The 18,125-nt window shown below is 68.3% G+C and carries 23 protein-coding genes; 21 read left to right on the top strand and 2 right to left on the bottom strand.

Annotated features, from left to right (window positions below):
* The first annotated feature begins 169 nt into the window (after positions 1-169).
* The 3 genes from ACQBAU_RS16235 to ACQBAU_RS16245 are packed head-to-tail and all read left to right on the top strand — an operon-like array spanning position 170 to position 1,737.
* The gene (locus ACQBAU_RS16235; protein WP_465255611.1) at positions 170-643 is read left to right on the top strand and encodes a hypothetical protein; all 474 of its coding nucleotides are present in this window, start codon (positions 170-172) and stop codon (positions 641-643) included.
* 15 nt (positions 644-658) lie between these two features.
* On the top strand, positions 659-916 hold the full coding sequence (locus ACQBAU_RS16240) for a hypothetical protein (protein ID WP_465255610.1): 258 nt from the start codon (positions 659-661) through the stop codon (positions 914-916).
* Positions 913-1,737 carry a hypothetical protein gene (locus ACQBAU_RS16245; protein WP_465255609.1) on the top strand — a complete coding sequence of 275 codons (825 nt, stop codon included), beginning with the start codon at positions 913-915 and terminating at the stop codon, positions 1,735-1,737. Before ACQBAU_RS16240 ends, ACQBAU_RS16245 begins: the two co-directional genes overlap by 4 nt.
* A 56-nt stretch (positions 1,738-1,793) precedes the next feature.
* Here ACQBAU_RS16245 and ACQBAU_RS16250 read toward each other — a convergent pair whose 3' ends face one another.
* Both ACQBAU_RS16250 and ACQBAU_RS16255 read right to left on the bottom strand, forming a co-directional pair.
* Positions 1,794-2,111 (bottom strand): hypothetical protein, encoded by a 318-nt coding sequence (locus ACQBAU_RS16250; protein ID WP_465255608.1) that lies wholly within the window; start codon positions 2,109-2,111, stop codon positions 1,794-1,796.
* A complete protein-coding gene (locus ACQBAU_RS16255) occupies positions 2,108-2,626 on the bottom strand; it encodes a hypothetical protein (RefSeq protein WP_465255607.1) in 519 nt (172 codons plus the stop codon). The genes ACQBAU_RS16250 and ACQBAU_RS16255 overlap by 4 nt, the downstream gene beginning before the upstream one ends.
* A gap of 450 nt (positions 2,627-3,076) precedes the next feature.
* On the opposite strand from ACQBAU_RS16255, the gene ACQBAU_RS16260 reads away from it, so the two are divergent.
* The 18 genes from ACQBAU_RS16260 (at position 3,077) to ACQBAU_RS16345 (ending at position 17,564) form a co-directional block, all read left to right on the top strand.
* Complete coding sequence (locus ACQBAU_RS16260; protein WP_465259390.1) at positions 3,077-3,340, top strand: hypothetical protein; 264 nt, start codon at positions 3,077-3,079, stop codon at positions 3,338-3,340.
* On the top strand, positions 3,337-4,443 hold the full coding sequence (locus ACQBAU_RS16265) for a hypothetical protein (protein WP_465259391.1): 1,107 nt from the start codon (positions 3,337-3,339) through the stop codon (positions 4,441-4,443). The genes ACQBAU_RS16260 and ACQBAU_RS16265 overlap by 4 nt, the downstream gene beginning before the upstream one ends.
* Positions 4,444-4,463: 20 nt before the next feature.
* Complete coding sequence (locus ACQBAU_RS16270) at positions 4,464-6,134, top strand: hypothetical protein (RefSeq protein WP_465259392.1); 1,671 nt, start codon at positions 4,464-4,466, stop codon at positions 6,132-6,134.
* Between the two features lie 66 nt (positions 6,135-6,200).
* Positions 6,201-7,532 carry a phage portal protein family protein gene (locus ACQBAU_RS16275; RefSeq protein WP_465255604.1) on the top strand — a complete coding sequence of 444 codons (1,332 nt, stop codon included), beginning with the start codon at positions 6,201-6,203 and terminating at the stop codon, positions 7,530-7,532.
* A 7-nt stretch (positions 7,533-7,539) separates the two neighbouring features.
* Entirely contained in the window at positions 7,540-8,799 is a 1,260-nt protein-coding gene (locus ACQBAU_RS16280) for a head maturation protease, ClpP-related (protein ID WP_465255603.1), read from the top strand.
* A gap of 2 nt (positions 8,800-8,801) precedes the next feature.
* The gene (locus ACQBAU_RS16285) at positions 8,802-9,155 is read left to right on the top strand and encodes a capsid cement protein (protein ID WP_465255602.1); all 354 of its coding nucleotides are present in this window, start codon (positions 8,802-8,804) and stop codon (positions 9,153-9,155) included.
* Between the two features lie 10 nt (positions 9,156-9,165).
* Positions 9,166-10,095, top strand: coding sequence for a phage major capsid protein (locus ACQBAU_RS16290; RefSeq protein WP_465255601.1), 930 nt, complete (start codon positions 9,166-9,168; stop codon positions 10,093-10,095).
* A gap of 17 nt (positions 10,096-10,112) precedes the next feature.
* Positions 10,113-10,472 (top strand): hypothetical protein, encoded by a 360-nt coding sequence (locus ACQBAU_RS16295; RefSeq protein WP_465255600.1) that lies wholly within the window; start codon positions 10,113-10,115, stop codon positions 10,470-10,472.
* A 103-nt stretch (positions 10,473-10,575) separates the two neighbouring features.
* Entirely contained in the window at positions 10,576-10,989 is a 414-nt protein-coding gene (locus ACQBAU_RS16300; RefSeq protein WP_465255599.1) for a hypothetical protein, read from the top strand.
* A 215-nt stretch (positions 10,990-11,204) separates the two neighbouring features.
* Positions 11,205-11,339, top strand: coding sequence for a hypothetical protein (locus ACQBAU_RS16305; protein WP_465259393.1), 135 nt, complete (start codon positions 11,205-11,207; stop codon positions 11,337-11,339).
* Between the two features lie 5 nt (positions 11,340-11,344).
* On the top strand, positions 11,345-11,626 hold the full coding sequence (locus ACQBAU_RS16310; RefSeq protein WP_465255597.1) for a hypothetical protein: 282 nt from the start codon (positions 11,345-11,347) through the stop codon (positions 11,624-11,626).
* Between the two features lie 4 nt (positions 11,627-11,630).
* On the top strand, positions 11,631-12,053 hold the full coding sequence (locus ACQBAU_RS16315) for a hypothetical protein (RefSeq protein WP_465255596.1): 423 nt from the start codon (positions 11,631-11,633) through the stop codon (positions 12,051-12,053).
* A gap of 95 nt (positions 12,054-12,148) precedes the next feature.
* Positions 12,149-12,709 carry a phage tail tube protein gene (locus tag ACQBAU_RS16320; protein ID WP_465259394.1) on the top strand — a complete coding sequence of 187 codons (561 nt, stop codon included), beginning with the start codon at positions 12,149-12,151 and terminating at the stop codon, positions 12,707-12,709.
* Entirely contained in the window at positions 12,706-12,975 is a 270-nt protein-coding gene (locus ACQBAU_RS16325) for an IPT/TIG domain-containing protein (RefSeq protein ID WP_465259395.1), read from the top strand. Before ACQBAU_RS16320 ends, ACQBAU_RS16325 begins: the two co-directional genes overlap by 4 nt.
* 108 nt (positions 12,976-13,083) lie before the next feature.
* Positions 13,084-13,419 (top strand): hypothetical protein, encoded by a 336-nt coding sequence (locus ACQBAU_RS16330; protein WP_465255594.1) that lies wholly within the window; start codon positions 13,084-13,086, stop codon positions 13,417-13,419.
* 406 nt (positions 13,420-13,825) lie between these two features.
* Positions 13,826-14,623, top strand: coding sequence for a hypothetical protein (locus tag ACQBAU_RS16335; protein ID WP_465259396.1), 798 nt, complete (start codon positions 13,826-13,828; stop codon positions 14,621-14,623).
* Positions 14,620-15,024 (top strand): hypothetical protein, encoded by a 405-nt coding sequence (locus tag ACQBAU_RS16340; RefSeq protein WP_465259397.1) that lies wholly within the window; start codon positions 14,620-14,622, stop codon positions 15,022-15,024. The genes ACQBAU_RS16335 and ACQBAU_RS16340 overlap by 4 nt, the downstream gene beginning before the upstream one ends.
* Positions 15,009-17,564 carry a phage tail protein gene (locus tag ACQBAU_RS16345; RefSeq protein WP_465259398.1) on the top strand — a complete coding sequence of 852 codons (2,556 nt, stop codon included), beginning with the start codon at positions 15,009-15,011 and terminating at the stop codon, positions 17,562-17,564. Before ACQBAU_RS16340 ends, ACQBAU_RS16345 begins: the two co-directional genes overlap by 16 nt.
* Positions 17,565-18,125: the final 561 nt, after the last annotated feature.

An 18,125-nucleotide genomic window follows, 5' to 3' on the forward strand; every position in this document is an offset into this window, starting at 1 on the left:
AACCGCATGGGGCCGCCGTAGAACGCCCATCAGTGACCACAGTGACCATGTTTTACACATCCTCCCTATTAAGATACGCACGCGTGCACGCCCAGGCAGGGGTAGCCGGACTCTTGCAGGCCCGGTCACTGTGGTCACTTCGGTCACTGCCCATCCCAGGCGGTGCCAGATGACCGCCCAGGACTCACTCATCCCCGCCACCGAACCAGCACGCAAAGCCCGGTTCGTCGGACCAGACCGGCGCACCCTCACCCACCAACTCCGCGCCGCCGGCCAACTCGACACCCGCGACCACCGCTGCCACACCTGCCGCACCCCAATCCTCACCGGCGACGACGCCGACATTTGCGCCTGGCCCGCAACCGTCGACCTGCTCCCACTCACCCCACTCGGCGAAGCGCTCGCCCAGATCGACGGACGCCACACGTACACGATCGACCGGCCCGCCGGCCTCATCCGACTCCGGATCCGCCGACGCCGCTCCTGGACCATCCGGGCCCGCCCGGCCGGCCAGTCGAAGCGATGGGCCCCGTACGACGTCGTCGCCGCCCACAACTGCACCCCAACCCCTGACGCGCTCGTCGCCCCATCAACGCTCATCCGCGCCCGCACCGCCAACACCGCCGGCCCGCCACCGTTCTGACCTCGAGGAGACCCGATGCCCGACTTTCCGCACCGCACCCGATCCAACCGGCCACCCGACCGCCAGCTCGCACCGCCGCCCGTGCCACGAATCCGCACCATGACGCTCACCCCGGGCGAACCCGTCCCCTGCGACGACCTGTGTCCGTCCTGCCACAACCCGTCCATGATCGCCATCCCGGCTTACCTGATGACCGACCACGGGCTGCACCACATCGCCACCCACGTGTCATGCCTGGACTGCGACACCGACCTCGAGGAAGATCACCAGTGACCGCCAGCTGCACCCACCAACACCTCGAACGCGCCGACCTCGGCCAGCTCCGCTGCATCCACTGCGGACACCTCATCGGCCGGCCACCAACGACCGACTACGACCGAGCCACGGCCCAGCTCGCCGAGCTCCCGGGCCTTGCCCGCGAGGTGTGGGACACCCGGTACGCGCCGAACCCGACCCCACGCGCGAACCGGCTGACCCGCACCCCGCCCGGGTCGAAACCGCCGACCCGGCTCGCCCTTGTCGACGTGTACCGGCTCGACGAGAAGGGCCACCTCGCCACCCTGTGGGGTGCGGTCGACGCCATCCACAAGCACCGCGGCGACCATGGCCTCACCGAACCCGCCCTGCCACACGCCACCTGGCAGCATGCCGCCGCATGGCTCGCCAGCACCCACACGTGGTGGGACGGGCAGCACAACCTCGTCGGCCCGGTCACCGCTGCGATCGCGTACGTCCACCAGATCCTGCTCGACCTCGCTCGTCCGCCACGCACCGGCGCGTATCCGTGCACCCGGACCGGATGCCCGGGCACGGCTCACCCACAACCAGGTGGGCAGTGGATGCGTTGCGAGTACGGGCACGAGGTCGAGGGGATCGGCGCCGCCCGGGCCCGGCTGCAACGGCGTGGTCCGATGACGGCGCAGCAGATCGAATCCGAGTACGGCATCAAGGCCGCCACCGTTCGCCGATGGAAGTCCGACGGCCTGATCACCCCCACCGGCACAATCCGCGCCAACGCCCGCGGTCGGTCAGCCGACCTGTGGAACCCGTGGGACGTACTGCAGATCGAACACGCCGAGCGTGTCCAATGCTGAGATGTCGGACCGAGAGTGTATTTTGTGATTCACGGGTGTTCGTCGACCCCGGAAACTCACTCCCCCAGCAGCTTCTTCCCTCGGTACTCGTCGTCCCTCCGCGAGTTCGCGAGGAACGTGCCGCCGAGGATCGGGTCGCACAGGTAGTAGCCGGACGTGAGTTCAACCCACAGCCCGTACTCGACCAGCTCGCCAATCAATGCGGCGAGGTCGTCGCCGCCGTCGGCCATCGGCATGTTGTCGAAGCTGATGAAGCCCGGTGTGCTCAGGGTCATCGACGCTGCTCCCGTGGCCAAGTGCAGCCAACGTGCTGCGTCGCTGAGGCCCGGGTAGTCCGCCGCGCTGATCTCGGTACGTGGCTCGATGGCGCTCATGCCACGCAACCCTTCGCTGCCTGGACGTACGGCTCCACCCCGGTGATCCCCGACTGCTTCGTCCCGTCGGGCCACTGGGTGAAGTTCTTCGCGAACCCATCCACCGACAGGATCGGCCCCGTCGTCAACGACGTCGTCGCCCACACACCAGTCACCGGATCGCCACCCGGTGCGTCGAAGCGGATCGCGACGACGTACACCTCCTTGTGGTCCGGAGACTTCACCGCGGCGGCCTTGATCAACTTGTACCCAGCCTCCTTGGCTGTCCCATCTGGGGCGCCATCCAAGATCGTGACTGCGAACTCGTCGGTCACCTCGAGGCACTCGAACTCCGCCTCGGTCGGTGACGGTGCCGGCTCCTCCTTCGACGCCTCCGACGAGGGGGCCGGCTCCGACATCTCGGTCGACACCGGCCCAGGGGGTGGCGTGGCGCCCACCTCAGGTGGCAATGACAGGCAGCTCGTCAGCGCGAGCACGGACACAGCAGCGGCTACGGCCGCGGGCAAGTTCCTCATGGCGCTAATGGTGGCAGCAGCCACCGACAAAAGGTAGGCAGCATGTCCACCCACGGACGATCAACCCGCCGATGGAAACGACTCGTCGCGAACCTCAAAGCACGCCAACTCCCCTGCTGCATCTGTGGCCAACCCATCGACTATCTCCTCCACCGATGGCACCGAGACGCATTCACCACTGCCCACTACCTGCCCGTCGCGACCCACCCACACCTCGCTGAGGAGCCCAGCAACATCAAGGGGGCAGCGCACCGCGCGTGCAACGCCAGCGAAGGCACCAACGTCACCCAACCCGGCGACGGCACAAGCCCCACCAGTCACACCTGGTAACGACCAACCACAACACCGGCCGCCCGCAGAAAATCCAGCGGACGGCCCGACGGCCCACTCCCCGCGCGAATCGATCTTCTCCCCCCGGCTGGGTTGAGGGGGGTCGCGCGGTAGATAGCGATGGAGGTCCCTTCGATGCATGAGCTTCCTGCAGGCGAGGCTGTGTCGGGCACGGTCCTGGACGACGACCAGAGCGTGGAGGCGGCGACGAAGGCGTCGATCAAGGCTGCGAAGCTCGGCACGATCGACCTGGGTGCGGCGCGCACGCTCGAGGGACTGGCCAAGGATGTCGACTCGATCCTGACGACCGGGCTGAACCGGGTTGGCAAGTTCGGCTTGGGTCGGAGGTCCCGCGGATCTTCACACCGCCGCTGCGTGAGTTGACCCCCGAGACCAGTCTCGGGTTCGAGGTCATCGAGTTCGCGACCGTGATCCTCGGCCTGACGCTGTACCCGTGGCAGAAGTGGCTGCTGATCCACGCGCTCGAGCTGCGCGCGGATGGCCGGCTCCGATTCCGGAACGTCGTTGTCCTGGTCGCACGCCAGAACGGCAAGTCGACGCTCAGCCAGGTCCTCGCCGCGTGGTGGCTGTTCGTGTGCGGTGTCCGGCTGGTGCTCGGCACCGCGCAGGACCTCGACACCGCCGAGGAAGTGTGGGACGGCGTCGTCGACCTGGCGACCGCGACCGACGAGAACGACGAACCGCTCCGCCCCGACCTCGCCGAGCTGGTCCGCGCCGTCGTCCGCGTCAACGGGAAGAAGAGCCTCGACCTGCTGACCGGTGAGCGGTACAAGGTGAAGGCGTCGACGCGGCGTGCTGGTCGTGGTTTGTCGGGTGACCGGATCATCCTGGATGAGTTGCGTGAGCACCAGTCGTGGGAGGCGTGGGGCGCGATCACGAAGACGTCGATGGCCCGGCCGGACGCGCAGATCTGGTGCCTGTCGAACGCTGGTGACGTCACCTCGGTGGTCCTGCGGCACCTGCGGAAGATGGCGCATGGGCCCCTCGGTGACCCGGACGGCATCATCGCCGCGGACCTGGTGTCGGAGCTGCCCGATGAGGCCGAGCTCGAGGAGATCAGTCTCCACCTTGACGACACGTTCGACACGGACGACTTCGACGTCGACGAGGACGACCTCGGGATCTTCGAGTGGTCCGCGCCGCCGCACTGCGACGTGCGTGACCGTGATGCGTGGGCGCAGGCGAACCCGTCGATGGGCCACGGGCTGGTCGCCGAGTCGACGATCGCGTCTGCGGCCCGGACCGACCCGGAGTGGGTTTTCCGGACCGAGGTGCTGTGCCAGTGGCCGGAGGGCCGGCTGGACGGGATCTTCCACAACACGGTGATCCCGACCTATCTGCGGTTCTGCGAGGCGTTGGGGTTGACCCCGTCGGGTCGGGCGCGGGCCTCTGCGCCGGCGCCGACGAAGAAGTCGAAGTCGAAGCTGGGCGAGATGCGCGACCGGCACCTCAACGCCGTCGGCTGACTATGTCTCGGGCACGGAAAGTGCGGCTTGGGTCGGAGGTCCCGCGGATCTTCACACCGCCGCTGCGTGAGTTGACCCCCGAGACCAGTCTCGGGTTCGAGGTCATCGAGTTCGCGACCGTGATCCTCGGCCTGACGCTGTACCCGTGGCAGAAGTGGCTGCTGATCCACGCGCTCGAGCTGCGCGCGGATGGCCGGCTCCGATTCCGGAACGTCGTTGTCCTGGTCGCACGCCAGAACGGCAAGTCGACGCTCAGCCAGGTCCTCGCCGCGTGGTGGCTGTTCGTGTGCGGTGTCCGGCTGGTGCTCGGCACCGCGCAGGACCTCGACACCGCCGAGGAAGTGTGGGACGGCGTCGTCGACCTGGCGACCGCGACCGACGAGAACGACGAACCGCTCCGCCCCGACCTCGCCGAGCTGGTCCGCGCCGTCGTCCGCGTCAACGGGAAGAAGAGCCTCGACCTGCTGACCGGTGAGCGGTACAAGGTGAAGGCGTCGACGCGGCGTGCTGGTCGTGGTTTGTCGGGTGACCGGATCATCCTGGATGAGTTGCGTGAGCAGCACCAGTCGTGGGAGGCGTGGGGCGCGATCACGAAGACGTCGATGGCCCGGCCGGACGCGCAGATCTGGTGCCTGTCGAACGCTGGTGACGTCACCTCGGTGGTCCTGCGGCACCTGCGGAAGATGGCGCATGGGCCCCTCGGTGACCCGGACGGCATCATCGCCGCGGACCTGGTGTCGGAGCTGCCCGATGAGGCCGAGCTCGAGGAGATCAGTCTCCACCTTGACGACACGTTCGACACGGACGACTTCGACGTCGACGAGGACGACCTCGGGATCTTCGAGTGGTCCGCGCCGCCGCACTGCGACGTGCGTGACCGTGATGCGTGGGCGCAGGCGAACCCGTCGATGGGCCACGGGCTGGTCGCCGAGTCGACGATCGCGTCTGCGGCCCGGACCGACCCGGAGTGGGTTTTCCGGACCGAGGTGCTGTGCCAGTGGCCGGAGGGCCGGCTGGACGGGATCTTCCCGGCCGGCGCGTGGGAGGCGTGCGCTGTGACGCGACGCGCGGATGGGAAGCTCGCGCCGGCTGACCGGATCGACCTGTCTGGCCGGCTGTCGTGGGGCTTGCAGTTGTCGTGGGACCGGAAGCGTGCGTTCGTCTTGATCGCGGGTGAGCGGCTGTCGGACGGTGTGCCGCAGATCGAGGTCGCCGCGAAACGGGTCGGCACAGACTGGGTGGTGCCGTGGTTCTCCGACCCGGACCATCCGGAACGGAAGACGCGGCCGGTCGCGATCCAGCCGGGCTCGCCTGCCTGGTCACTCGCTGATGCGTTGATCGCCGCCGGTGTCGAGGTGGTCGAGTGGAAGGGCCCTGACGTTGCGACCGGCACCGGCTGGTTCTACGACGAGGTCGCCGAAGCGGTCCACGACGTCCCAGGGTTGCGCCACACGAACGATCCGGCGCTGAACCTGGCTGTCCGTGGTGCAGCGAAGAAGGTGAACGGCGGCGCATGGGTGATCGACCAGGCGAAGTCGACGCACGACGCTGCCCCGCTGGTTGCTGGTGTCGCCGCGGCCTGGCTGTACCACCGTCCTGAGCCGGCGCCAGCTGCGCCGCCTCCTGCACCGCCGACGCTCGCATCGCCCTCGACCGCCCCGACCAACGACCTCGTCACCGCGAGCTTCTGACCTCGAGGAGGTACACAGGTGTCCCTTCTTGACCGTGCTCGGAACGTGTTCCGGCCTCGCACTCCGATGGCTGCTGTTGCGCCTCGGGTCCACACCTCGGAGTCTGGTTACCAGTCTGCGCAGTCGGGATCGTGGTGGACGCTCGGCGATGACGCCGAGAAGAACATCGAGCTGCAGTGGCCGCGGTCGATCGAGGTGTTCGACTCGATGCGGCGGCAGGACCCGCAGGTCATCTCCGTGCTCCGCGCTGTGACGTTGCCGATCCGTCGGACGTCGTGGTGGATCGATCCGAACGGTGCCCGACCGGAGGTTGTGCAGCACGTCGCCGAGGACCTCGGTTTGCCGGTACGAGGTGCGGCGGCCGTGGAGTCTCCGCTGCGTTCACGAGACCGGTTCTCGTGGCCCGAGCATCTGCGGTTGGCGTTGACGATGCTGCCGTTCGGGCACAGCTTCTTCGAGCAGGTGTACCGGATCGACGAGAAGACGGGGCTGGCGCGGATCCGGAAGCTCGGGTGGCGGCCGCCGCGGACGATCAGCAAGGTCGACGTCGCCGCTGATGGTGGCCTGGTCGCGATCTCGCAGCACTCGTCGGTGACTGGCAAGGATGCCGAGATCCCGGTCGATCATCTGGTCGCGTACGTGCTGGACCGTGAGGGCGGGAACTGGTTCGGCCAGTCGATCTTGCGGCCGGCGTACAAACCGTGGTTCTTGAAGGATCGGGCGTTGCGGACGCAGGCGCAGACGTTGGAGCGGAATGGGCTGGGCGTGCCGCTGTACAAGGCGTCGAAGATGCCGGAGGGCATGGACGCCGAGGCGGCGCTGGCGGCGGAGAAGGCCGACCGAGAGGCCGGGCTGAAGCTCGCGCAGGCGTGGCGTGGCGGTGACAACTCTGGCGCGTCGATCTCCAACAGTGCTGACCTGGTGTTGCGTGGCGTCGAGGGTGACCTGCCTGACGCTGACAAGCCGGTGCGGTACCACGACGAGCAGATCGCCCGCGCGGTCCTCGCCCACTTCCTGAACCTGGGCACGGAAACCGGCTCGTGGGCGCTCGGTACGACGTTCGCAGACTTCTTCGTGCTGTCGTTGCAGACGGTCGCGCTTGACGTTGCGGACGTGGCGACGCAGCACATCGTCGAGGACTTGGTCGACATCAACTGGGGCCCGGACGAGCGGGCGCCGCGGATCGCGTTCGACGAGATCGGGTCGCGTCACCCGGCGACGGCTGAGGCGGTCAAGGCGCTCGTCGACTGTGGCGCACTGACCGCCGACACATCACTCGAGACCCACCTGCGGACCGTGTACGGGCTGCCCGAGCTCGACCCCGAGACAGCCCGATCCAGCACTGAGGACGAGGGATCTGGGACCAGCAAGCCAACAACCGACGGCCGAGGAGGCTGAACGCAGCATGACGCATTCACCACTGGTGGACCGGTTCCACTTCATGGCCGCACCGAACGCATCCGCGAAGACCCCGGTTCGCGCTGATGTGCCGGCGAACACCGGAAGCGACCAGGTCGCGGTTCTCCGGATCTACGATCCCATCGATTCGTGGGGCGGGCCGTGGGGACTGTCGGCTAAGGAGTTCGTCGAGGCGCTCGACGGGATCCCGGAAGACACGGCAGAGATCCACCTGCACATCAACTCGCCTGGCGGGATGGTGTGGGAGGGGCTCGCGATCCTCAACGCGATCCGGCAGCACCCGGCTCGAGTCACCACCGTCGTTGACGGGCTGGCCGCGTCGGCTGCGTCGTTCATTGCGATGGGCGCCGACGAGGTGGTCATGGCTCCGAACAGTGAGCTGATGATCCACAACCCGTACGGGCTCGCGATCGGTGACCACCTGGTCATGGCGAAGATGTCCGACGATCTGGTGCACGAGACGAAGAACCTCGCTGACATCTACCGCCGGAAGGCTGGTGGTGACCTCGAGGCTTGGCTCGCAGCCATGGCGGATGAGTCCTGGTACAGCGCAGAGGAAGCGGTCGAGGCCGGGCTCGCTGATCGGTTGCTCGACGACGCGCCGTCGGACCAGAGCAACCTGAAGGCGCGGTTCAACCTGTCGACGTTCGCTCATGCAGGGCGCGACCACGCGCCCGCCCCGCGGGTCCGAACCCGCACCGCGGCCGCGATGGCCGCCCCACGACCGCCGGCCGAGCCGGAGGAACACAACCCCATCCATCCAACCAAGGAGGAACCCATGGCGACTCTCGCAGAGGGCATCCGCCAGCGGCTCGGCATCACCGACGAGTCGACCAACGACGAGGCCCTGCTCGCAGCGCTCGACGAGACGCTGACCGAGCAGGCATCCAACGACACCGAGGTGCCAGCTGTTCCGGCTGGGACCGTGGCCGTCGACGAGGCCACGCTCGCGCAGCTGCGCGCTGACGCTGCCGCCGGCCGTGAGGCGCGCGACCAGCAGGTCCGTACCGACCGGGAGGCGGCCGTGAACGCTGCCGTCACCGACGGGCGCATCCCGCCCGCCCGTGCCGCCCACTGGATCAACCAGCTCGAAGCTGACCCCGGCGCCAGCGAAGTCCTCGCCGGCCTCCCGAAGGGCCTGGTCAACCTGGCCCCGGCCGGGTTCTCCGGCGGGGTCGACGAGTCCACCGACGACAACGTGCTCTACACCAAGGCGTGGGGCACCGAAGAGAAGAAGGGTGCCTGATCATGGCGGATTACCTGCCCCGTTTCAAGCCCGGCCAGACGTTCACCTGCAAGGCCTCCGCGGCCGTCACGGGTGGCCAGCTGGTCGTGGTCACCGGAGACCGCCGGGTTGGCCCGGCCGGCGCAACCTCGACCGCTGTGGTCGGGGTTGCCGGATTCGACGCTGCCGTTGAGGCTGACGTCACCATTCACGCGGGTGGTGTGCAGCGACTGACCGCTTCGGCGGCGATCGCTGCCGGCGCTGAGGTCGAGTCTGCCGCTGACGGGCAGATCGCGACGGCGACCACCGCACCCATCGGCGTCGCGCTCGCGGCCGCCTCGACCGGGGACGTCGTCGACGTCCTCATGAATCGCTGAGGAGCCTGAGATGGCATACACGTACCCATTCGCGCACCCCGAGGGGACTCTGACCCCGGAGGAAGTGCATCGGCTCCTGTCGAACTCGCGGGCAATCGCGCGCCGGTTGCGGACCCTGGCCGATCAGCGATTCATCGCTGACTTCCTGCTGGGTGGCCGGTTCTCCGCTGCGGGCGGCGGCATCTTCTACGAGGACGGCCAGACGCTGTTCGCCGCCGACGATCCTGAGGCGGTGGCTCCGGGAGCGGAGTACCCGCTGACGGTGATGACGGCTGACGAGCTCGCTGCGGCGAAGACCACCAAGTGGGGTCACGACTCCGAGGTGTACGACGAGACGATCGCTCGCCTCGCGCTGCAGCCGGTCGACCGGACCCTGCGTGGTCTGGTCAACTCCGTCGTCCGTCTCGTCGACAGCGTCGCGCTCGCCGTGGTCGGGTCGAAGGTCGTCGCCACGTACGACGCCACCGCGGCGCCGTGGACGTCGGGCGAGAACATCGTCACCGGTGTCCTGTCCGCGAAGGCGGCCGGCGACAACCAGGGCGACGGCGCGTACGACATGGACACCGTCGTGCTCACCCCGGTCCAGTTCGCGAAGGTGATGGCGTTCCTGATCAACGGGAGCTTCCTGCCCCGAGAACAGGGCAACCCGGTCACCTCGGGGATGCCGGTCGACGCCCTGGGGATCACCTGGACCACCTCACCGCACGCGCCGTTCACCGACCCGATCCTGGTTGACCGTGACCAGCTCGGCGGCATGGCAGACGAGAACATCCAGTCCCCGGGCTACGTGTCCGAGGGCGGGATCGGTGTCGAGTCGAAGGTGCAGCGTCTCGTCGGCGCGGACGACCGTGACGGCTACCGGCTGCGTGCCCGCCGGGTCACCGTGCCGGTCGTCACCGACCCGAACGCCGGCATCCGGATCACCGGAACGGGGCTCTGATCGCCATGGCGTACCAGGTGACTGGCGCCGTCGCGGTCGCGAAGTTCAGCGCCGGCGGTGAGGGCTACTTCTACCGGGGGTCGATCCTGCCACCTTCGGTGGACCGCAAGGAGGCCGAGCGGCTGATCAAGGTCGGCCTGGTCACGAAGGTGGCCGACCCGAAGCCTGCCCCGCAGACCCCTGCACCGCCTGCCGGCGGCCAGGACGATCAGGGCAAGCCCGACGGCGACGACGGGCAGAAGGGTGACGTTGACCTCGAGCAGCTCGACCTCACCGGCCTGCGCGAGTTCGCCGAGCAGCACCAGATCGACCTGGGCGGCGCTGATCGTGCCGACCGGGCCCGGAAGGTCATCGCCGCAGCACTCGCGGACAACTGACCCTCCACCCGTGAGCGGTGTGTGCCGCCGTCAACCCTGCAGACGGGCGGCACACCCCGGCACACCAAACCCACACACCACAAGCCGAAACGGGGTGCCCGTGATGTTGACCCTCACCTACGAAGACCTCGGCCTCACCGACGCGTCACGCGGACAACTCACTCAAGCCCAGATCGAAACGAAGATCGTCGACGTCCTCGCACTCGCGAAGATCCGGGCACGCTGCCTGTTCACGCCGACCGCAGACGCGGACAGCGTGGCCGCCGGCCGCGCGATCCTGCGAGAAGCGCTGCTGCGGTGGGTCCGTCGCGCTGGCCGCGGCCACGGCGACGTGCAGACCCAGTCCGCCGGACCGTTCGGAATCACCGTCGACACCCGCACCGGTGACGGTTCCGTGGTGTGGCCGACCGAATGGGCCGACCTGGCCGGCCTGTGCGGCGCAGCCCAGACCGCAACCCCGGTCGGGTCGTTCCCCGCCGCCGACAACTACGCCCGACTGTTCCAGACCGGCTGCTGATGTTCTTCCAGTACGGGGAGCCGCTCGTCCGGCTCCGCCGGCAGACCATCACCCACCCGGTGTCTGGCGCCACCACACTCGGCCCCTGGTCGACAGCCGTCGCGGAGCCGCTCGACGGGTGTGCGATCGGGCACCGCTCGAGCGTCGAGCTCGTAACGTCCGACCGCGACCGCGTCGAGACTGACCGGTCCGTGTACGGGCCGTACGGGCTCGACGTGATCGAAACCGACCGGATCCGCGACGCCCGCGGCCGCGAATGGGAAGTCGACGGCGAAGTGGCCGACTGGCGAAACCCGTTCACCGGTTGGGAAGCCGGCATCGAGATCCCGATCCGACGCTTCAAGGGGTGAACCTGATGTCCGAACCCGTATTCGAGCTCGACCCCAGCTACCTGCACGCGCTGGCGCACAGTGCCGAAGCGCTCGGCCTGTGCATGGACGCCGCCGAAGGGATCGCAGCGATCGCCCGCGCGACCGCGCCAGTCGACACCGGCGACTATCAGAGGTCGATCAGCGTGGAGGCTGCCACCCGGTCCCGTCGTGTCGCCGCCGAGGTTGTCGCCACGGACCCGGCAACCATGATCATCGAGGCCCGTACCGGGAACCTCGCTCGCGCGTTGCGGAAGTACCGTGGCTGAACGGATGTTGTACACCGTCGACGTCGAGGCGTGGACGGCCCGCAAGATCGCCGCGTTCCTCACCGCACGGCCCGATGCGCCCGACGGGATCATCGTGTCGAACGAATGGTACGACCCCGGCCAGGCGCCGGTCTGGTACGTGGTCGTCCGCTACGACCCCGGCGCGCGTGACCGGTTCCGTGAGGACGCGGCCGGGCTCGGGATCACGATCATCGGTGACCCCGACGACATCGCCGGTCTCGAAACGAACCGGGTCGCGAACCTGATCGCCGCGTACCTGCAGCTGCTGCCCGCGGTCGAGCAGGGCAACCCGTACGCCGACCTGACCGACGTGTCCGGCCCGGCACGCATCGACGACGAGTCCGGCCGGCCAGTCCGGTACCTGACCGCGAACGCTGTCCTCGTCGGCACCCCCACCCAGCTGTAACCACCCCCTTGTTGTCGTGCGCCCGCTGGGCGTACGCGGCGGCCATGCGCTCGCCACCCATCACCACCCAACCCACCCCAGAAGGGACAGCAATCATGGCTGCTGACGCAGAAGGCAACGACCTGGGCGCCGTCGCGCTCCCACTCACCGGTCACGTCGGGATCGCCCCGTCCGGGACCACCGTGCCCACCAGCTCCGAGGGCGCCAACCCCGCCCTCACGATCCCGGGGCTCCGCAAGCTCGGCCTCCTCACCACCGACGGCGGCCCCGACTGGACCACCGAGCCGTCCGGCGACCCGATCGAGTTCTGGCAGGACGGCTACAGCATCCCGTCCGGGCTCGCGAACGCCACCCTGGCAGTCGTCCTCGCGCAGACCGACCCGCTGTCGCGTGAACTCACGTCCGGGAAGGTCCCCGACGCGAACGGCATGATCGACGTCGACGCCGGCGGACACACCAACCGCTACTTCCTGTGGACCGAAGAGGTCTTCAAGAATGGTGCGACCCGTCGCCGTGCCGCGCCGAACGCCGGCGTGCAGACCGTGAAGGTGCAGAAGTCGGAGCGGGGCACCGTGAACGGCATCGAGATCACCTTCAAGGTCGACCGCTCACCGTCTCACCGTCGATCAACAACACCCACTTCCGTGAGTGGATGATCGACGCGATCGCGACCGTCGCCCCCGCTGTCACCGCAGCGACCCCGGAGGGCGCACTCGAAAGCGAGACCGTCACCGTCACCGGCACCGGATTCATCGGCACCACCGGCGTCACCGTCGGCGGCGACCCCGCGACCTCGTTCTCGGTGGTGTCCGGCACGTCGCTGACGTTCGTGATGCCGGCCGGGATCGCCGGATCGGCACCGATCGTCGTCACCAACGACGCCGGATCGTCCTCGCCGTTCACGTACACCCGCGGCGCCTGAGCAGCGCCCCTAGACCCGGTGGTGTGGTCGCGGACGTGTGGGCCCGCGGCCACCACCGGCACCAGCAACACCCACACCCGCCCACACAGCCCACCAAGGAGAAACATCATGCCCACACCCCGTAAGACCACCGCTCGCAAGGCGACGAACCCGGTCAAGCCGAAGTCGCAGGTCGTCGAACAGCACCTGCACTTCCGCACCAACGACGGTGACACCATTCGGATGCCGCTGAACATCAAGCTCGACCTGCTCGAAGAGCTCCTCGAGCTGAACGACAAGCTCGACGACCCGCGCGAAGGGTTCGCGCTGATCACTCGTGTGATCGGCGCCGATGCGAGCAAGGTCGGCCTGCTCGACCTGGGCGAGCTGATCGGTGCATGGTCCGACGCGCTCGGCCGGTCGTTTGCTGGTGCGCTGGGAAACTCGCTGCCCTCCTTGAACTGAGGAGGGACCACTACATTCCGCTCGTCGCGGACTTCCGCGAGCGGTTCGGGCTGTCCGTCGAGCTGATCGGTGAGCCGGGAGGCTGTTCGATCCCGGAGGCGGCGGCGCTGGCCGTCGCGCTCCGGGAAGACCCATCCACCCGTTGTGGTGCAGCCGTGCAGGGCTGGCACCGGCCGGCGTCGATCAGCGACCTGGTGGCACAGCTCGCCGACGAGGCGGTCACGAACCTCGCGATGTCGTTCCTCGCCTCGACGACGGGGAGCAGCAGAAGCCAGTGCATCTGCCGTGGCCGTGGGAGAGCGGCGACGACAAGCCCGTACGCGAAGTCGCAACGGAAGCCGAACGGGCTTCTGCAGTGGCCGCACTTAACGCCGTGTCCGTTTTCAGCTGATCATCAGGGGGTGTCGTGGCGAGCAAGCAGGTCGGTTCGGGGCACGTCGCGATCTTCCCCTCGTTGAAGGGGTTCGGCTCTGCCGTCGCGAAGGAGACCACCTCTGCCGGCCGGTCGGGTGGCCGGTCGTTCTCGAACGGGTTCAAGGCTGCCACCGCTGACCTTGCTGGTGCGTCGCTCAAGAAGCTGCAGACGGACGTATCTCGGGCGTCGCAGTCGCTGTCGCGCGCCCGGCTGGCGGAAGCCGACGCCGCGGGGAAGGTCCGCGCTGCTGAGGCGTCGCTGGCCGACGCCCGCCAGAACAGCACCAGCGGATCCGCCCGGCTCGTCGCGGCGGAGGAGAAGCTCGCGTCGGCGAAGCGGCGGTTGGAGACCGCGCAGGACAAGACCGCCGCCTCGTCGAAGCAGCTCACCGCCGCCCAGTCGGCGTTGGAGGAACAGACCGAGGAGACCGGCCAGGCCGGCGGGAAGGCAGCCAGCCAGTACTCGCGCGGCTGGGCCGGGATCCGGGAACGGATCAGCACCGCACTGCGCGGCGGTGTCCGCGCGGCCGGGAACGCGGCAGAAGCCGAGGCTAAGGCGTCCGGTACCCGCGCCGGCGGGCTGTTCCGTGCCAGCCTGGCGTCCGCGATCGGGAACCTCGCCGCGCAAGGGTTTTCCCGGCTCGGGCAGGCCATGGGCACGCGATCACCGAAGGGTTGCGTGGCGCTCTTGATCTTGAGCAGTCCGTCGGCGCGATCGACAGCATCTTCAAGACGTCCTCCGGGCAGATGCACCAGTGGTCCGGCCAGGCCGCCCTCGCTGTCGGGTTGACGAAGAACGAGTTCAACGAACTCGGGGCCGTGATCGGCGCGCAGCTCAAGAATGGCGGCACCGCCATGGACGAGCTCGGCCCGAAGACGAACGACCTGATCACTCTCGGCGCGGACCTGTCGTCAATGTTCGGTGGCACCACCCGCGAAGCCGTCGAGGCGTTGTCGTCGGCGTTGAAGGGTGAGCGGGACCCGATCGAACGGTACGGCGTCAGCCTCAACCAGGCGAAGATCGACGCCGAAGCTGCTGCGCTCGGGTTCAAGAAGGTCGGCGGCCAGCTGTCGACCGAAGCGCAGCAGGCCGCGACCGTCTCGCTGATCATGAAGCAGACCGCCGACGCGCAGGGCAACTTCAACAAGGAAGCGAAGCGAACACCGGCGCCGGCGTGCTGCAGCGGTTGAACGCGACGTTCGACGACGGCAAGACCCGGATCATGTCAGCGTTCCTGCCCGCGCTGACCGCGCTCGGCGGGATCGCCCTGCAGGTACTGCCCGGCATCGTGAGCAGCATCGAAGGCGCCGTTGGCGGGGTGATCGACACTCTCGGCCCGATCATGGCCCAGGTCGGCCCCATGTTTGGCCAGATCGCCCAAGCAGCCGGGCCAGCCCTGTCACAGCTCGGAACGATGCTCGCCCCCATCGGTGAAGCGTTCCTCTCCGCCCTGATGCCTGCGCTGCAGCAGATCCTCCCGATCATCGGGCAGGTCGCACCCCACTTCTCCGTGGCAGGATTGGCACTGCAGGCGCTGGGCGCCAGCCTGCCCTCACTGATCGGCCCGCTCACCCAGCTCGGCGCCAGCCTGGGCGGCATGTTCGCACAGCTGCTGTCGACCGCCGCGCCCGTTCTCGCCACGATCGGAACACTGATGGCCGGCACCGTGGTGCCGCTGATCAGCCAAGTCGTGTCCAGCCTGCTGCCGCCGCTGATCGGGATCATCTCATCCCTCGCAGCAGCACTCACCCCCGTCATCGGTGCGCTGCTGCCCGTCGTGACAACTCTCCTCGAGTCGCTGATCCCGCCGATCGCCGAGCTGATCGGTAGCCTGCTGCCGCCACTCGCCGGCCTGTTCACCGCGGTCGCCCCCATCCTGACCATGATCGGCGGACTCCTCGGCATGGTCGCCCAAGTCCTCGCCGCCGTGCTGATCCCGGTCATCCAAGCGCTGATGCCGATCGTCACCACGGTGTTCGGGGTGATCGCGAACATCATCAGCTCCGTGCTGCAGATCATCACCGGCGTGATCAACCTGTTCGTCGGTGTCCTGACCGGCAACTGGGAACAGGCGTGGAACGGGATCCGCGGGATCGTCGAGGGCCAACTCGGCCTGATCGTCGGGATCCTCGAAGGGATCGGCCGGATCATCGTCGCGGTCGTCGTTGGGCTCGTCAACGCCGTCGTCGGGATCTGGAAGGGCCTGTGGGGCCTCGTCTCGGGGCTCACGAATAGTGCCGCCGTCGCGCTTGCCGGGGTGTTCCGTTCGATCGCCGGCACGCTGGTCGGGTTGATCAGCGGTCTCGTGCGGAACGTCCAGAACGTGTGGAACACGTTGGTCGCCACCCTGACCGGCGCGGCATCGAATCTGCGGAACACTGTCGTGTCAGCATTCTCTGGTCTCGTGAGCGGTGCCCAGAACCTGATCGGCTCGTTGGTGTCCACGGTGTCAGGGATCCCGGGTCGGATCCGGTCCGGGATTGGGAACCTCGGCAGCATGCTGTACAGCACCGGCCGGAACATGATCCAAGGGCTGATCAACGGAGTCCGGAACATGGCCGGCAACGTCGCCTCGGCGGCCCGCAGCGTCGTCAACGGTGCGGTCAGCGCAGCGAAGAGCGCACTCGGGATCGCATCACCGAGCCGAGTGTTCATCGGCGTCGGCGAGCAGTCCGGCGAAGGCCGGCGAAGGCATGGAAGTCGGGCTGCGAAACATGACCCGCAGGGTCTCGGATGCAGGTGCGGCGATGGCCGAGAGCGCCGTCCCGGCCGGCGGCACGTCCACGGGGGCGGGGCGTCGGTTGGCGGGCATGTCGGTGACGATCCCGGTCCACAACACCGATCCGCACGCGACGGCGACGGCGATCGCGGTTGCTCAACGGTTGGAGGCGTTCGCGGTATGACCAGGCGGATCACGTACAACGGGCACATGATCAGCGACGACCAGCTGGTCGAGATCATCACCCAACCCGGTGGCCTGGTCATCAACCCGAGCCTGATCAGCAACGGCGGTTTCGACACGAGCGTCGACGGGTGGCTGGCGCAGACCGGCGTGGGCGCTCCCGTGTGGTCCAGTGGGTCGCTGCAGGCAGCCGGGAACGGGACGAACAGCGGCATGCTGGTGCGCCCGACGCCCTCCCCGTGGGGTGTGTCCGCTGGGCAGACCGTCTACGTGCGTGCCCGTGTGTCCATGGCGTCCGGCCAGGTGCCGACACAGTGCCTGGCCCGGATCGTGTGGGGCACAACGACCGTTGTCGACCCGCCCGGCTGGGCTCCGGGCCCAACCGGGCACGAGCTACGGTTCTCGACGGTCGCCCCCATGGACGTGACGCCGACGACGCCGTGCTCGATCCACCTCGGCGTACGGTTGCCCGCCAACGCCACCGCCACCGACGTGTTGCAGCTCGACGAGGTGATCGTCTCCACCGAAGACGTCCCGTACTCCGAGATGACGGAACAGCTGACGGTGTGGGAACTCCCCTCCCCGTTGTGGGTCGTCACCGCAGTCGACGGGCTCCTCGACGGCGCCGCAGCCGTCTACGAGCAAGGCCAACGGGTACAGGCAGACGGGGTCTGGAAGACCCGCTCGTTCCGTGGCCCGCTCGCTGGCGGGATGACCGGCCAAGTGGTGTGCCGCACACCGGAGGAATGCGAACAGGCAATGGCGACGATCCCGTCGCACCGTGGCCCTCACACCAGCACCGTTGACGTTCCACTTCGCCCAAGGTGATCAGACGATCATGGTCGAGCGTGACGGTGTCGTCGCGATCGAACGGGTCACGCCGCTGTCGTTCCGGTGGTCCGCAACGGTGATCGCCCGGGACCCACGCTGGTACGCCGGCGGGCAGGACAACCCCGACGCCGGAATCACCTACCACTCGACCGGGCTCCCGCAGACCAGCGGCGGGCTCCGTGCCCCCGTCACCGCCCCGTTCACCGTCGGCGGCAGCTCGGCAACGGGCGACCTGCTGATCACGACCGCTGACGGCGGCGTGTGGGAGTGGCGGATCGACGGGCCGGTCACGAACCCGCGCGTCATCGTCGACCAGGGCGACGGTCTCCGGACCGTCGGCTGGCAGTTGTCGTTGCTCGCGGACGAGTACCTGATCATCGACCCGCAGGCGCGCACGTCGATGCTGCAGGGCACCGCCGCACGGCCGCCGCCGCGCAGCGGCAGTGGCCGCTCCTCGCGCCCGGCACACAGCGCGTCCAGTTCCGTGCCGACGACTACCACCCACTCGCGAAACTCACCGTCGCCGTACGGCCGGCCGTCTGACCCAGGAGGAGACCC

The sequence above is a fragment of the Carbonicoccus niuqiaonis genome (assembly GCF_050157065.1).
Taxonomy (GTDB): Bacteria; Actinomycetota; Actinomycetes; order Propionibacteriales; family Propionibacteriaceae; genus Avipropionibacterium.

What these genes read in the sequence shown, in the direction of transcription:
- ACQBAU_RS16235 (WP_465255611.1), top strand. Translation starts at nt 170, where the DNA reads ATGACCGCCCAGGACTCACTCATCCCCGCCACCGAACCAGCACGCAAA.
- ACQBAU_RS16240 (WP_465255610.1), top strand. Translation starts at nt 659, where the DNA reads ATGCCCGACTTTCCGCACCGCACCCGATCCAACCGGCCACCCGACCGC.
- ACQBAU_RS16250 (WP_465255608.1), bottom strand. Translation starts at nt 2,111, where the DNA reads ATGAGCGCCATCGAGCCACGTACCGAGATCAGCGCGGCGGACTACCCG.
- ACQBAU_RS16255 (WP_465255607.1), bottom strand. Translation starts at nt 2,626, where the DNA reads ATGAGGAACTTGCCCGCGGCCGTAGCCGCTGCTGTGTCCGTGCTCGCG.
- ACQBAU_RS16260 (WP_465259390.1), top strand. Translation starts at nt 3,077, where the DNA reads ATGGAGGTCCCTTCGATGCATGAGCTTCCTGCAGGCGAGGCTGTGTCG.
- ACQBAU_RS16275 (WP_465255604.1), top strand. Translation starts at nt 6,201, where the DNA reads ATGGCTGCTGTTGCGCCTCGGGTCCACACCTCGGAGTCTGGTTACCAG.
- ACQBAU_RS16280 (WP_465255603.1), top strand. Translation starts at nt 7,540, where the DNA reads ATGACGCATTCACCACTGGTGGACCGGTTCCACTTCATGGCCGCACCG.
- ACQBAU_RS16285 (WP_465255602.1), top strand. Translation starts at nt 8,802, where the DNA reads ATGGCGGATTACCTGCCCCGTTTCAAGCCCGGCCAGACGTTCACCTGC.
- ACQBAU_RS16290 (WP_465255601.1), top strand. Translation starts at nt 9,166, where the DNA reads ATGGCATACACGTACCCATTCGCGCACCCCGAGGGGACTCTGACCCCG.
- ACQBAU_RS16300 (WP_465255599.1), top strand. Translation starts at nt 10,576, where the DNA reads ATGTTGACCCTCACCTACGAAGACCTCGGCCTCACCGACGCGTCACGC.
- ACQBAU_RS16310 (WP_465255597.1), top strand. Translation starts at nt 11,345, where the DNA reads ATGTCCGAACCCGTATTCGAGCTCGACCCCAGCTACCTGCACGCGCTG.
- ACQBAU_RS16315 (WP_465255596.1), top strand. Translation starts at nt 11,631, where the DNA reads ATGTTGTACACCGTCGACGTCGAGGCGTGGACGGCCCGCAAGATCGCC.
- ACQBAU_RS16320 (WP_465259394.1), top strand. Translation starts at nt 12,149, where the DNA reads ATGGCTGCTGACGCAGAAGGCAACGACCTGGGCGCCGTCGCGCTCCCA.
- ACQBAU_RS16325 (WP_465259395.1), top strand. Translation starts at nt 12,706, where the DNA reads ATGATCGACGCGATCGCGACCGTCGCCCCCGCTGTCACCGCAGCGACC.
- ACQBAU_RS16330 (WP_465255594.1), top strand. Translation starts at nt 13,084, where the DNA reads ATGCCCACACCCCGTAAGACCACCGCTCGCAAGGCGACGAACCCGGTC.